General features: G+C 65.6%; 10 protein-coding genes. 7 read left to right on the top strand and 3 right to left on the bottom strand.

Going from position 1 to position 13,378, the window contains the following annotated elements; all coding sequences use genetic code 11:
- Nucleotides 1-38: 38 nt before the first annotated feature.
- From H8B03_RS07980 to H8B03_RS07955, 6 genes are all read left to right on the top strand, one after another.
- The gene (locus tag H8B03_RS07980; protein ID WP_319022448.1) at nt 39-1,448 is read left to right on the top strand and encodes a sigma-54 dependent transcriptional regulator; all 1,410 of its coding nucleotides are present in this window, start codon (nt 39-41) and stop codon (nt 1,446-1,448) included.
- Between the two features lie 45 nt (nt 1,449-1,493).
- The gene (gene trkA / locus H8B03_RS07975; RefSeq protein ID WP_193141182.1) at nt 1,494-2,870 is read left to right on the top strand and encodes a Trk system potassium transporter TrkA; all 1,377 of its coding nucleotides are present in this window, start codon (nt 1,494-1,496) and stop codon (nt 2,868-2,870) included.
- Nucleotides 2,857-4,410, top strand: coding sequence for a TrkH family potassium uptake protein (locus H8B03_RS07970; RefSeq protein WP_226925768.1), 1,554 nt, complete (start codon nt 2,857-2,859; stop codon nt 4,408-4,410). The genes trkA and H8B03_RS07970 overlap by 14 nt, the downstream gene beginning before the upstream one ends.
- 147 nt (nt 4,411-4,557) lie before the next feature.
- Nucleotides 4,558-4,791, top strand: coding sequence for an RNA chaperone Hfq (gene hfq / locus H8B03_RS07965; protein WP_193141180.1), 234 nt, complete (start codon nt 4,558-4,560; stop codon nt 4,789-4,791).
- Nucleotides 4,788-6,071 carry a GTPase HflX gene (gene hflX / locus H8B03_RS07960; RefSeq protein WP_193141238.1) on the top strand — a complete coding sequence of 428 codons (1,284 nt, stop codon included), beginning with the start codon at nt 4,788-4,790 and terminating at the stop codon, nt 6,069-6,071. Before hfq ends, hflX begins: the two co-directional genes overlap by 4 nt.
- 266 nt (nt 6,072-6,337) lie before the next feature.
- Nucleotides 6,338-8,461, top strand: coding sequence for a hypothetical protein (locus tag H8B03_RS07955; protein WP_193141179.1), 2,124 nt, complete (start codon nt 6,338-6,340; stop codon nt 8,459-8,461).
- A gap of 57 nt (nt 8,462-8,518) precedes the next feature.
- Here H8B03_RS07955 and H8B03_RS07950 read toward each other — a convergent pair whose 3' ends face one another.
- The 3 genes from H8B03_RS07950 to hemB all read right to left on the bottom strand — a co-directional run bounded on the left by H8B03_RS07950 (nt 8,519) and on the right by hemB (nt 12,710).
- Nucleotides 8,519-10,987 carry a penicillin acylase family protein gene (locus H8B03_RS07950; RefSeq protein ID WP_193141178.1) on the bottom strand — a complete coding sequence of 823 codons (2,469 nt, stop codon included), beginning with the start codon at nt 10,985-10,987 and terminating at the stop codon, nt 8,519-8,521.
- 80 nt (nt 10,988-11,067) lie between these two features.
- Complete coding sequence (locus H8B03_RS07945) at nt 11,068-11,616, bottom strand: YSC84-related protein (protein ID WP_193141177.1); 549 nt, start codon at nt 11,614-11,616, stop codon at nt 11,068-11,070.
- A 95-nt stretch (nt 11,617-11,711) separates the two neighbouring features.
- The gene (gene hemB / locus H8B03_RS07940) at nt 11,712-12,710 is read right to left on the bottom strand and encodes a porphobilinogen synthase (RefSeq protein ID WP_193141176.1); all 999 of its coding nucleotides are present in this window, start codon (nt 12,708-12,710) and stop codon (nt 11,712-11,714) included.
- 127 nt (nt 12,711-12,837) lie between these two features.
- Between hemB and H8B03_RS07935 the strand changes: the two genes are divergently transcribed.
- The gene (locus H8B03_RS07935) at nt 12,838-13,353 is read left to right on the top strand and encodes a hypothetical protein (RefSeq protein WP_193141175.1); all 516 of its coding nucleotides are present in this window, start codon (nt 12,838-12,840) and stop codon (nt 13,351-13,353) included.
- The last annotated feature ends 25 nt before the right edge of the window (nt 13,354-13,378 follow it).

Below are 13,378 nucleotides of genomic sequence, written 5' to 3'. Positions count from 1 at the left end.
ACACCGGGCATGACAATAAACGAAAAGGGAGCCAACCCGTGACAGATATCCTGATCGTGGATGACGAACGTGACATCCGGGAACTGATTTCCGATATTCTGGAAGACGAGGGGTTCACCACCCGTCTGGCCGGCAACTCGGACGATTGCCTGAAGGCGCTGGACGACGGGCTGCCCGGCCTGATGATCCTGGATATCTGGCTCAAGGACAGCCAGATGGACGGCATCGACATCCTGACCAAGGTCAAGCGCGAAACCCCGGACGTGCCGGTGGTCATCATCTCGGGGCATGGCAACATCGAAATCGCGGTCGCCGCCATCAAGCAGGGCGCCTATGACTTCATCGAAAAGCCGTTCAACATCGACCAGCTTCTGGTGGTCATCCGCCGCGCCATGGAAACCTCGCGCCTGCGCCGCGAGAACACCGAATTGCGCCGCGCCGAGGTTTCGACCGGCGATCTGATCGGCTCCAGCCCGCCGTTCAAGCTGCTGCGCAGCCAGTTGGAAAAGGTGGCCAAGACCAACAGCCGGGTGTTGCTGACCGGCGGGCCGGGGTCGGGTAAGGAAAGTGCGGCGCGCTATATCCACGCCCATTCGGGGCGCGCGGGCGGCAGTTTCGTCATGCTCAACTGCGCCTCGGTCTCGCCCGACCGGATGGAACACATCCTGTTCGGGCAGGAGGCGGACGGCCAGCGGGTCGAACCGGGGCTGCTGGAACAGGCGGACAAGGGCACGCTGTATCTGGACGAGGTCGGCGACCTGCCCCCCGACACGCAGGCCCGCATCCTGCGGGTGCTGGTCGAACAGCAGTTCCAGCGCATCGGCGGCACCGCGCGGATCAAGGTGGATGTGCGCATCATCTCGTCCACCGCGCGCAATCTTGAGCTTGAGATCGAACAGGGCCGGTTCCGGCAGGAGCTGTTCCACCGTCTGGCCGTGGTGCCCCTTGCGGTTCCCGGTCTGGACGAACGCCGCGCCGACATTCCCGAGATCGCCGAGCATCTGATCGACCAGTTCCACGACCGCGATGGCCTGGTCCGCCGCCCGCTGAGCGAGGAGGCCGCGGCAACCCTGCAATCCATGGTCTGGCCCGGCAATATCCGCCAGTTGCGCAACATGATCGAACGGGTGCTGATCCTGGGGTCCGGCGACGGCGAGATCCAGGCCCGCGAACTGCCCAACATGGATGCCGCACCGGGCGACGAGGATGAACGCGTGGTGCTGTCGTCGGCCATTGCCCGGCTGCCGCTGCGCGAGGCGCGTGAATTGTTCGAACGCGAATACCTGCTGACCCAGATCAACCGTTTCGGCGGCAACATCTCGCGAACCGCGAATTTCGTCGGCATGGAACGCTCGGCGTTGCACCGGAAGCTGAAATCGCTGAACGTCGTCACATCGACCCGCGCCGGGGCGCGCGTGGCGGTGGTTGAAGAGCCGGATGAAGAGTAACGCATTGGTCGGCCCGCCCAGGGCCAGACACGGGGAGCGTAGCGCATGAAGGTCATCATTTGCGGCGCCGGGCAGGTCGGCTGGCAGATCGCCCGCCATCTGGCCGGAGAGCGCAACGAGGTCACCGTGGTGGACCACAACGAGGAACTCGTGCGCCGCGCCACCGACCAGCTGGACGTGACCGGGGTGACCGGCTTTGCCTCTTATCCCAACGTGCTGGAACGGGCCGGGGCGGAAGACGCCGACATGATCATTGCCGCCACCTATTCGGACGAGGTCAACATGGTGACCTGCCAGGTGGCGCATTCGGTCTTCGGCGTGCAGCGCAAGATCGCGCGGCTGCGGGCGCAAAGCTATCTCGACACCATCCATTCGGATCTCTATCGCCGCGATCACCTGCCCATCGACGTGGTCATCAGCCCCGAGAAGGAAGTGGCCGAGGCGGCGTTGCAGCGGCTGGCCGCACCTTCGACTTTCGACATCGAGAGCTTTCTGGACGACAAGGCCCAGCTCATGGGGGTGCAGCTGAGCGACGACTGCCCGGTGCTGAACACGCCCCTGCGCCAGTTGACCGATCTGTTCTCGACCCTGCGCGCCATCGTCGTGGGGGTGCGCCGCGAGGGCACGCTGTTTGCGCCCGAGCCGCGCGACCAGCTGTTCGCCGGCGATCAGGTCTATGTGTTCAGCCATACCGACGACGCCCAACGCGCGCTGGAAATCTTCGGCAAGAGCCAAAGCCGCCAGACCCGCGTGGTCATTGTCGGCGGTGGCAACGTCGGCCTGACGGTGGCCAGTGCGCTGGAAGCCCGTACCGACCGGGTACGGGTCAAGGTGATCGAGAAGGATCGCAAGGTGGCCGAAGCCGCCGCCGAGGCGCTGGAACGCACCATCGTGCTGAACGGCGACGGGCTGAACGCGGATCTTCTGGCCGAAGCCAACATCACGAAGGCCGACGCGCTGCTGGCGGTGACCGATGACGACAAGACCAACCTGCTGACGGCGGTGCGGGCCAAGTCGCTGGGCTGTCCGCTGACGATCTCGCTGGTCAATGACCCCGCGCTTCTGCCGCTGATGGGGCCGTTGCACATCGACGCGTATATCAACCCGCGCTCGACCACGGTGTCATCGATCCTGCGCCACGTCCGCCATGGCCGGGTGCGCAGTGTCTATTCCATCGGCGACGCCGAGGCCGAGGTGCTGGAAGCGCAGGTGCTGAAGACCGCCACGCTGGCCGGGCAGCAGGTGCGCGACATCGACCTGCCCGAAGGCGTGCTGATGGGGCCGCTGCGCAAGGGCGACAAGATCCTCATCCCGCACGGCGGCACGCGGATCGAAGAGGGCGACGTGGTCACCTTCTTCGCGTTGTCGGAAGATGTGCCGGAAGTGGAACGGCTTTTGCAGGTCTCGATTGACTACTTCTAGGATCCGCCGCAAGACCCAGCATCAACGCTGGTACGACCGTTTGCCGCTGCTGGTGATGACGGCGGCGGTGGCGGCGGCGCTGATGCTGGTGCCCGCGATCTATGCCGGCTGGGTCGGCGATCACGATGCCGGCCGGCCGTTCCTGTATGGCGCGCTGACCTTCGCAACGATCATCATGTTCATCGGCCTTTCGGTCTGGACCATGGATCAGAACAACGCCGCGCGGGCCATGCTGCTGTCGCTGGTCGGCACCTTCGCCCTGTTGCCTGTCATGCTGGCGCTGCCGGTGGTTGAGGCGATGCCGGGGCTGAGCTTCCGCTCCGCCTATCTGGAAATGGTGTCCAGCCTGACCACCACTGGCGCCACGGTGTTCTCGGTGCCGTCGCGGGTGCCGGAGACGGTGCATCTGTGGCGGGCGCTGATGGGATGGTACGGCGGGTTCATCATGTGGGTGGCCTCGATCGCCATCCTGGCACCGCTGCGGATCGGCGGGTTCGAACTGGTGCTGACCTCGGTGTCGCTGGGCCGCGATGCCACCCTTGGCCGCGCGACCATGGCCGAATACCCGATGCAGAGGGTCTGGCGATTCTGCCGGGCGCTGGCACCGATCTATGCCGGGCTGACCCTTGTGGCCTGGCTGGCGCTGCTGGTGGCGGGAGAGACCCCCTTCATCGCCGCCTGTCATGCCATGTCGGTGCTGTCGACCAGCGGGATTTCGCCGGTGGCGACGCTGGGGCAGGCCGCGTCGGGGCTGGCCGGCGAGATCGTGCTGTTCATGTTCCTGTTCTTCGCTCTCAGCCGGGGCCTGTTCGCCCGCGATGTGCCGACACCGCTGGGCCGCAAATGGTACCAGGATCCCGAACTGCGGCTGGCGGTGGTGATGATCACCGTGGTGCCGCTGCTGGTGTTCAGCCTGCATTGGGTGTCGCTGCTGGAGGTGCTGGTTCTGGCGACGGATCTGCAACCGCTGCGCGGCTACTGGGGCGGGCAGTTCATGACCCTGTCGTTCCTCAGCACCGGCGGCTTCATTTCGGCGGACTGGGAAACCGCGCGCAACTGGTCGGGGCTGACCACGCCGGGGCTGATCCTGATGGGGCTGGCGATGATCGGGGGCGGGGTGGCGACCACCGCCGGGGGCGTGAAACTGCTCAGGGTCTATGCGCTGGCCCGTCACAGCCAGTTCGAGATGGCCAAGCTGGTGCACCCGTCGATTGTCGCCAATCCCGGCACCCGCCTGCGCCGGTTCAAGCCCGAGGCGGCCTATGTGGCCTGGCTGTATTTCATGATCTTCGCGGTCACCATCGCCGCGCTGATGCTGGCGTTCGCGGTGGTGGGGGCCGATTTCGATACCAGCCTCGTGCTGACCGTCGCCGGGCTGACCACCACCGGGCCGCTGACCATCGTTGCCGGGGATGTGCCGATCGAACTGGGGCTGCTGAGCGGCCCGCAGCAATTGCTGTTGTGCGTGGCCATGGTGCTGGGGCGGCTGGAAACGCTGGCGCTGATCGCCCTGCTGAACCCGGAATTCTGGCGCTCCTGACCCTGTCGATGCAAAAATGCTGCAAGTGCGAAGTGATATTTCCGCATCCCGCGCGCCGTCTGGCCTTCACCGCCTGTTGCGTGCAGTCATGAAACGCGATTGAATGCCCCCAAGAGCACGGGTCGAGAACAAAAAGGTTTATAAAAAATGGCAACCGACCGTCAGAACCTGCAGGATGCATTTCTGAACCACGTTCGGAAAACCAAGGTTCCGGTGACGATATTCCTGATCAATGGCGTAAAGCTGCAGGGCGTCATCACATGGTTTGACAATTTCTGCGTGCTGCTGCGCCGGGATGGACAATCGCAACTGGTGTACAAGCACGCGATTTCCACCATCATGCCCAGCCAGCCGATCAGCCTGTACGAGGGCGAAGACTGACCGAGCCTGCCCCCCGCACCCCGGAGCCGACACGCGCCTGGGTCCTGCATCCCGAAATCCGGTCAAAACCGGGGCGCCGCGCGCCCGGTTTTGCGTTGGAAGAAGCTGTTGCCCTGGCCGCTGCGCTGCCGGGGCTGGACGTCGTGGGTGGCGATGTTGTGCGCCTGACCCAGCCGCGTCCCGGCACCCTGTTCGGCACCGGCAAGGTTGAGGAACTGGGCGCGCTGTTCAAGGCCAACGACATCGAACTGGTGCTGGTCGACGGCCCCCTGTCGCCGGTGCAGCAGCGCAATCTGGAGAAGGACTGGAAGGTCAAGATCCTGGATCGCACCGGTCTGATCCTTGAGATTTTCTCGGACCGCGCCCGCACCCGCGAAGGGGTGCTGCAGGTTGAAATGGCCGCTCTCAGCTATCAGCGCACGCGGCTGGTCCGCGCCTGGACCCACCTGGAACGGCAGCGCGGCGGGCTGGGCTTCGTCGGCGGCCCCGGCGAAACCCAGATCGAGGCCGACCGCCGCGCCATCGACGAACAACTCACGCGGCTGCGGCGGCAGTTGGACAAGGTCGTCAAGACCCGCGAATTGCATCGCTCTGCCCGCGCCAAGGTGCCGTTCCCCATTGTCGCGCTGGTGGGCTATACCAACGCCGGGAAATCGACGCTGTTCAACCGCGTGACCGGGGCGTCGGTGATGGCCAAGGACATGCTGTTCGCCACGCTGGACCCGACCATGCGGGCGATCGACCTGCCGGACGGGCCAAAGATCATCCTGTCGGACACCGTGGGCTTCATCAGCGCCCTGCCGACCGAACTGGTCGCCGCCTTCCGCGCCACGCTGGAAGAGGTTCTGACCGCCGATCTGATCGTCCATGTGCGCGATATTTCTGACCCCGAGACCGAGGCCCAGGCCGAGGATGTGCGCGAGATCGTGGAAAGCCTTGGCGTCGATCCCGACACGCCGCAGATCGAGGTCTGGAACAAGCTGGACCGTCTGGATGCCGAGGCCGCCGAGCGTCTGCGCGCCCTGGCGCCGCGCCAGCCCGACGTGCATCTGATCTCGGCGATCACCGGAGAGGGTCTGGACGATCTGCTGGCCGCAATCGCGACCCGCATTTCCGATCCGGTTCTGGACGACACCCTGCATCTGGACTTTTCCGATGGCCGCCGCCGGGCGTGGCTGTTTGCCGAAGGCGTGGTCGAGGCCGAGCGGCAGGGCGAGGACGGGGTCGACCTGGACGTGCGCTGGACCGCGCGGCAGAAAGAGACCTTCTCGCGCCTCTAGCGCCAATTCTGCTTTCCGCAGCGTCGCTGTGGCGGGTTTCCGCTTGTTTGCACAGCGAAATTCATCTCATGGTTAACCAGTTTCCCGCGTGGAAGTTGTGCTTTGAAAACTTTGCGTCAAAGTGGAGCCTTACACGCGGAGCGGCATGTCTTGCCGTTGGCCGGCTGCCCGCAAGGTGACAATCTGGCCTTCCGGGAATATCCGGGCTAGACAGCCTTCGTACCAATTTTTTCCAGCATCCAGCATTGGCTGGTAAGTGAGCGATCTTGACCGTCGATATCTATGCCCCCACCCCCGGTGATGCCCTCAGTTCCGCAGAGCTGGAGTTCTACCACCTCGTCAACGATTACCGTGTCTCCCTTGGCCTGGATACGATCCAGCTGTCGCAGAGCCTGACCACCGTCGCCGGGCGTCACGCGCAGGATGTGCTCTATAACATCTGGGAACCGAACCTGCAGCAACCGGCCAATGCCTCGCTCAACAGCTGGAGCGATGCGGTCTATTTCAACGACCATTCGAACACCGGCGTCATGCATAACGCACCGCAGCGCCTGGGCACGGCCTATGTGGATCCCAACGCCACGGCGACCACGCGTCTGGATCGCGGCTATGAACTGTCGGTGGCCGGTCCTGCCACCGTACTGGAAGCCTTCAACGCCTTCGTGGCGTCCGATCCGCATCACAACGTCTTCATCAACAGCGGCACCTGGGCCAATTTCGACTTCAATGCCATGGGCATCGGGGTTGAACTGGATCCCAGCATCTCCACCAACGGCGGCACCATCTTTCACCTGTGGTTCGGCGAAATGGTGGATCCCGCGGGCGCGCCCGACATCAATGGCGACGGCAGCGACAACAGCCTGCGCGGCACCCTGTTCGACGATGTGCTGGACGGTCTGGCGGGTAATGACACGATCCTTGGCGACGATGGCAATGACACCATCCGCGCCGGCACCGGCAACGATGTCTTCAACGGGGGCAATGGTGTCGACACGCTGATCGAGGATCTGAGCGGCGCGGCGGCCCAGCAGTTCGTTGTGCAGGTCAACCTTAACACCGGCGACCACGGCGCCAAGGGAGACGCGGCCAACCGCGACACGCTGATCGCCATGGAGAACTATACCCTGATCGGCGACTATGACGCCGAAGTCATGGGCAATGGCGCGGCCAACGTAGTCACAACCGATGCGGGTGACGACACGATCTCGGTCGGGGCGGGCGACGACACGGTCAATGCAGGCGGCGGCAATGACACCATCGATGGCGGCGGCGGTTCGGACCAGTTGTTCGGGCAGGCTGGCGACGACCATCTGACCGGCGGCTTTGCCAATGACTTCCTGTTCGGCGGATCGGGCAATGACACCCTTCTGGGCGGCGATTCCAACGACCAGTTGTTCGGCGGCAGCGGCATCGACACCATGGATGGCGGCAACGGCTCGGATTTCTACGTGATCGACGGTTTCGATCTGGTCCTCGATACCGGCACCACCGGGTACGACAAGGCGCAGATCAACGATGCAGGCGGCGTGTCGCTGCTGATGACCCTGGCCGGATGGGGCGGGATCGAACGTGTCAACGGCTTCACCGGCAATGACACCGTGGATGCCTCGGAACAGACCTCGGCCGTGTTCCTGTTCGGCGACGCGGGCGACGATACGATGACTGGTGGCGCGGGAGATGACGTTCTGATCGGCGGCGACGGCAATGACACGCTGACCGGCAATGATGGCAACGACATCATGCTGGGCGCTGCGGGCAACGACACCTTCGATGGCGGTGGCGGCAACGACGTATTCTACATCGGCGAAAGCGGCGATGTGGTCAGCGACGGCGGGGCCGGGTTCGACAAGGCGGTGATCTATGACACCAACGGCCTGAGCCTGAACGTCGGCAGCTGGGTCGGGGTCGAGCGGATCATGGGTCTGACCGGCGACGACACCATCGACGCCACCGGGCTGGCAACCTCGGTGACGCTGGTGGGCGGTGCTGGCAACGATGTGCTGACCGGCGGGTCCGATGCGGACGTGTTCTTCGGCGGGGCCGATGACGACACGCTTCTGGGCGCGGCGGGCGATGATGCGCTCATCGCGGGCGCGGGCAACGACATGCTGGACGGTGGCGCGGGCAACGACTTCTACCTTGGCGGTCTTGGCGCGGATGTTTTCGCCTGGACCGACGGGTTTGGCCGCGACGTGGTGAAGGACTTCACCGATGGCGTCGACCGGCTGGACTTCTCGGGCCACAGCACGGTGAATTCGACCAGTGATCTGGTCATCACCCAAAGCGGGCAGCACACGATCATCACCCTGGCAGCCGGTGGCACCGACCAGATCACCCTGGCCAATACGCAAGCCAGCCTGATCACCGGGACGGATTTCGACTTCGTCTGATCCCGGCCTTTCGACCCAAACAGAAAGACCCGGCCCTTGCGGCCGGGTCTTTTGCGTTCAGGGGGCCGGGCGCAGGGTGGTCACGCCGGTGGCGGCGGCTTCGGCCAATGCCGGGTCCAGCGACATGGGGATGTACTCGCCGCGCCGCCAGCGTTCGCCCAGATTGTCGTAGAACCGCGAAAACGGATGCCCCGACTGCCCGGTCGCGATGACAAACACCGAACTGTCGGGATCGGCCATGTCATAGACCCCGCGATAGCCCGCCGCATGCACGTTCAGGAAGGGCTGCGCGCCCAGCCCGGCGGTGCGGCCCCGGTTCAGGGTGTGATCGCCGCCCGAAGTCGGCTGGCGGATATTGACCAGCCAGCCCAGCCCCGGAATGCCGCCCAGCACCTCGTGATCATGGGTGGCCTGATGGGCGCTGCCCCATTGCAGCCCTTCCAGGCCGCCGCGATAGGTCTCGGAGATCCACAGCAACGCATCGTCCAGCGCCCGTTCGGCCATGTCGCGGCAGGTCTCGATCCCCGAAGAGCGGCTGACATCGCACCAGGCCGAGGCGCCGTCCACGTCGCGAAACACCCGTTCCAGGAAGATCGGGTCGGGATGGCTGAACGCGGCCGCCAGATCGCGGCCCAGTTCGTCGACGATCAGCCGTTGCTGCAGCGCCTGCACCCAGGCCGCATAGATCAGTGGCTCGGGCATGTGTTCGTTCATGTCGCCGTTCCAGTTGGCCAGAAGGTCCAGCGCCTCGCGCCGGGCGCGGGCCGGGCTGCCATCGGGGGCGGCCTCGCCGGTGAACCACAGGTCGGCACCGATCAGGGGCAGCAGGCTGCGGGCGGCAGGGCTGATGGTGTCAAGCTGCGCTTCCATGAAGCTGTCGCGCGAATGCACCTCGCGGTTCCGCATCAGCCGTTCCCAGCGATGCACCCGCTGGCTGTCGCCCCAAGCATAGCTGACATGCAGCGGGAAGGCGCGTTCCAGCGGCTTGTTGTTGGTATTGCCCAGCAGGCCGCCGTCGGGATCGGTGAAACGCGGGTTCGTGTCAAAGGGCAGCCGGCCCTGCCAATGGTTCTCGGCCCGCCATCCCGGCGCGGGCAGACGGCCCAGGCTGTCGTGCTGGGCCGAGCGTCGGGGCAGGGCGCCGATCATCACCATCGCCACGGTCTCGCGGTCGGCCAGCACAAGGTTCTGTGCGGGGGCGACGTACTCGGCCATCGCCTCGATTGCGGGGGCCACCGCGCGCTGCTGCATCAGGTGCATCCCGGCGGTCATGGTGCGGTCGTCGGGAGTCAGCGCGGTCCAGGCCAGGCTGGCCACATGGCCCGCGGGCACGATGGTGTTCAGGTCGAACAGGTCGCCGGGCAGCACCGGTCCGCGATCGGTCCAGCGCAGGGTCAGAGTCACCGGCTCGGCCCCCTTGACGCGGACCAGCGCGCCCTCGGTGCGAAACGGTGCCATGGCCCCGGTGGGGGTTTCATAGGCGTTGGGATTGGTGGGGTCGAGCCGCTCGACATACAGGTCCTGGTCGTCGGCATAGGCGCTGGTCAGCCCCCAGGCCAGATCCTCGTTGCGGCCCACAAGGATCAGCGGCATCCCCGGAATGGTGCCGCCGATCACGCCGCCGCCCGCAATCTCGATCCGGGCCAGGTACCAGATCGACGGCGCGGTCAGCCCCAGGTGCGGATCGTTGGCCAGCAGTGTGCTCCCGGTGGTGGAGCGGTCGGGCATCGCCGCCCAGACGTTCGACGCCCCGGCCAGCGCCGGGGGCGAGAAGGGTGACAGCGGATCCGTCAGCAAGGGGTTGCCGGCCAGTTGGGTGTCGGCCGCGGTCGGAGCGGGGCCAAGTGCCGCCAGCACCGCCAGCCCGCCCGTGGGATCGTCGGGCAGAATATCGCGCAGCCGCTCGGGGCTGACGGTCAGCGCGGTGCGCGCGCGCAGAACCTCGTCCTGAAGGTGTGCTGTCAGCTTCAGCGCCATCAGCTTGGCGATGGCCAGCGAATCCGATGGTTGCCACGGGGCGATCTCGGGGGGGAACAGAAAGAACTCGGGTGCCCCGCGTCCGCGTGCGCCAGTGTTGACCTGATCGATCCACGCGTTGACACCGGCGGCATAGGCGTCCAGCGCGGCCAGCGTGGCGTCGTCCTGTATGGCCTGCGATTGCACGGCCAGCCGATAGATGTCGAGCCGCCGCAGCGTCTCGTCGATCTTCAGGGTGCGGGGGCCGAAAATCTCGGACAGCCGCCCCTGCGCCGTGCGCCGCATCATCGTCATCTGCCACAGCCGGTCCTGTGCATGGACGAAGCCCAGGCCGAAGAAACTGTCGGTCTCGGTAGCGCCGAAGACATGGGGCACATTGGCGGTGTCGCGCACGATCCGCATCGGTGCCGACAGGCCCGGAAGCTCGAAGCTTTCGCTGTAGTCGGGCAGCGAGCGTGTGGCGAGGTAATAGGCCAGCGTCGCGGCCAGTGCGGACAGCACGACGCCCGCCAGGAAGAGGCGCAATACCCAGCGGAAGGCGCGAGTCATGGCAGGCTCCTGCAATCTGTCCTTTCGGGATCATCCCGCGCAGGCGCGCGCGGGACAAGGGGCATTCCGGCTTTGTGCGATCAGCGCAGGATGCGGGTGTACTTGGTGCCCTCGATGGTGGCCCCGGCCATCAGGCCCTGCTGCGCAAACAGGAAGGCAATGGCCGAATTCGAAGTCACGGTGCTGGCCTTCAGCGCGCCGCCGACCTCGCCACCGGTGAATTCCGCGGCCGCCCCGGCATCCCAGCCCGGCGAGGTGCGGAAGCGGCGCAGGGACTCGGGCGTCAGGAAGAACAGCACGTAGGCGTATTGCTGCGCCCCGATCTGAAACCCGACGCTGCCTTGGGTGGCCGAGTAGTAGTCCACCGTCACCCCGGCCACCTGCAGCGCGCCTTCGCCGTAGGAGCCACCAACCATGAACCCGGCCTCGCCTACCAGCGGCATCACCAGCATGCCGACGGATTTGTCGCGCAATTCGGCGGTTTCGGGATAGGTCTTGTACATGTAGTCCAGCGCCGCGGCGACCCGCGTGTCGATGGTTTGCGCCCCTTTGGAGCCCACGGAGTTGTCGCAGGCGGCCAGAAGCGCGCCCGCGCCCAGAAGCAGCCCACGCCGCGTCATGTTGATCATTGTCTTTGCCTCGATTTTCACTGCTCGGAAGCGGTTGCCCCGCGATTGGCGCGCAGTCTAGCGCGAAACGCGCCCCGTGTCACCGCAGCGCAGCATCACCCGGCCAGAAGCCGCGCGGCGCGGGGGGCAAAATAGGTCAGGATGCCGTTGCAGCCGGCGCGTTTGAAGGCCAGCAGGCTTTCCATCATCACCTTGTCGCCATCCAGCCAGCCGTTGCGGGCCGCCCCCTCCAGCATCGCGTATTCGCCGGACACCTGGTAGGCGTAGGTGGGCACGCCGAAGCTGTCGCGAACCTGGGTGCAGATGTCGAGATAGGCCATGCCCGGCTTGACCATGACCATGTCGGCGCCCTCGTCGAGATCGCGGGCGATCATGCGCAGGGCCTCGTCGCGGTTGGCCGGGTCGATCTGGTAGGTGTTCTTGTCCCCCTTCAGGGCTGCCGAGGCACCCACCGCGTCGCGGAACGGGCCGTAGAAGGACGAGGCGAATTTCGCCGAATAGCTCATGATCGCCACGTCGGAATGGCCCGCCGCCTCCAGCGCGTCGCGGATGGCACCGATGCGCCCGTCCATCATGTCCGAGGGGCCAAGGATGTCGGCGCCCGCCTCGGCCTGTGCCAGCCCCATACGCACCAGCGCCGCGACGGTTTCGTCGTTCACGATCATCCCGTCGCGGACAATGCCGTCATGGCCGTTGGCGTTATAGGGATCCAGCGCGATGTCGGTCATGACCGCGATCTCGGGCACGGCGGCCTTGATTGCCCGGATGGCGCGGTTCGACAGGTTGTCGGGATCCCAGGCCATCTCGCAGCTTTCGGTGCGGTCTTCCATCGCTGTGTAGGGAAACAGACACATGGCCGGGATGCCCAGATCTGCGGCCATGCGGGCAGCCTCGACCGCCTTGTCGACAGACAGGCGCGAGACGCCGGGCATCGCGGCGATGGGGTCTTCGATGCCGTCACCGTCGCGCACGAAGACCGGCCAGATCAGATCGGTCACCGACAGGGTGGTTTCGCGCACCAGCCCGCGCAGGGCGGCGGTCCGGCGCGTGCGCCGCGGACGATTGCGCAGGTATTGTCGATGGGCGTCGGTCATCTTGGGATCCTTTCTGACTGCTCCCTGACTGCCACCGATGGGCGGCAGGCTCAAGAGGCGGCGGGGGCTGGGCAATCGCGCCGCATTGGGCTAGCTGGAAGACAGACTTGAACGGGAATCCCATACCGTGCCGACGACAATTCTTGACCTGATCGACCTGCGGTCGTTTTCCAGTGTCTGGTACTGGATCCTTCTGGGCGTGATCTGGTCGCGGGTTCTGACCTATCCGATGGGGATCCCGGTGGACATGCTGCGGGCGGCGCGGGCCGAGGATCCCGCGGCGCGGGAACGGCTGGCGGCCCTGACCGAGATCATGGTGAGCCGTCATCTGGCGCATCTGAACGGCCTGGGTCCGATCCTGGTGGGGTTCTGGGCCTTTGCGCTGACCGGGCTGATCCTGCTGTCTGTCGTCTACCGCGTGGAATTTGCCCAGGCCATCCTTGTGCTGGCCTTGCCGCTGGCGCTGGCCGCCTGGATAACCGCGCGCGGAGCCCGGCACATGGCGCAGGCACAGATGACCGTGGACGACCTGCCGCGTGCCTTGAGCGTCCTGCGCTGGAAGCTGCATGCGCTGGCGCTGCTGGCGGTATTCTTCAGCGCCATCTGGGGAATGTACTACAACCTGTCAGCGGTGATGCTCTAGGGCCGGGGGCGGGTGCCTCCGGCGG

Source organism: Meridianimarinicoccus sp. MJW13 (assembly GCF_014901205.1).
GTDB lineage: Bacteria > Pseudomonadota > Alphaproteobacteria > Rhodobacterales > Rhodobacteraceae > Meridianimarinicoccus.
The sequence above is the reverse complement of the archived record's forward strand: the minus strand, read 5'-3'. Positions and strand labels throughout refer to the sequence as shown.